Annotated in this window: 2 protein-coding genes; both read right to left on the reverse strand. The window is 40.1% G+C overall.

Annotation, left to right across the window (positions count from 1 at the left end; translation table 11 throughout):
- Positions 1-315: WxL protein peptidoglycan domain-containing protein (locus tag P3R27_RS14655; protein WP_301399159.1), on the reverse strand; the 315-nt coding region annotated here is incomplete at its 3' end.
- A 106-nt stretch (positions 316-421) separates the two neighbouring features.
- The gene (locus P3R27_RS14660; protein WP_404830972.1) at positions 422-559 is read right to left on the reverse strand and encodes a WxL domain-containing protein; all 138 of its coding nucleotides are present in this window, start codon (positions 557-559) and stop codon (positions 422-424) included.

A 559-nucleotide genomic window follows, 5' to 3' on the forward strand; every position in this document is an offset into this window, starting at 1 on the left:
GTCTTGTCCGTATTCGACGACCCCCATCACGTTCGTATACGCAGTATGTGGCGTAATTTTGATTTTCTTTGCTTCGGCATTGGCGTTTTGTAGTTTCAATGTCAACTTTTCTGTCGCATCTGGCGCAGGATTTAATTGAAAATAACGATCATTTCCTGACTTTTGATTGTCTGAGAACTCCGGTGTTACATAGAAATTCAACGTTCCTTCTTCTGCCCCCACGCGCATCGGTACCAATAAACTAACCAATAATAGAAGCAGTACCATCCCCGCTTGTTGGATTTTCTTTTTTCGATATGTACTTGCTTGTTTCATTCGTTTACCCCTTCCTTTAAAGAGAGTAGCGCTACAAAATTGTAACGCTACGTCATTTGTTTCTATAATCTAAAATAGCTTGCCTTCCACCGATCCTAAATCTGGATTATACTTCGTCATTTTCTTCTTCTACACCGCTACTACCAGGTGTATTAGATAATTCCCAAGTTAATGTTGATTTATATTGTGTCGCATCTTTCGCTGTCTTACCAGGAACGAATAATTGGATTGCCTCATTGGTCAC

The sequence above is a fragment of the Enterococcus spodopteracolus genome, from assembly GCF_030441955.1.
Taxonomy (GTDB): Bacteria; Bacillota; Bacilli; order Lactobacillales; family Enterococcaceae; genus Enterococcus_B; species Enterococcus_B spodopteracolus.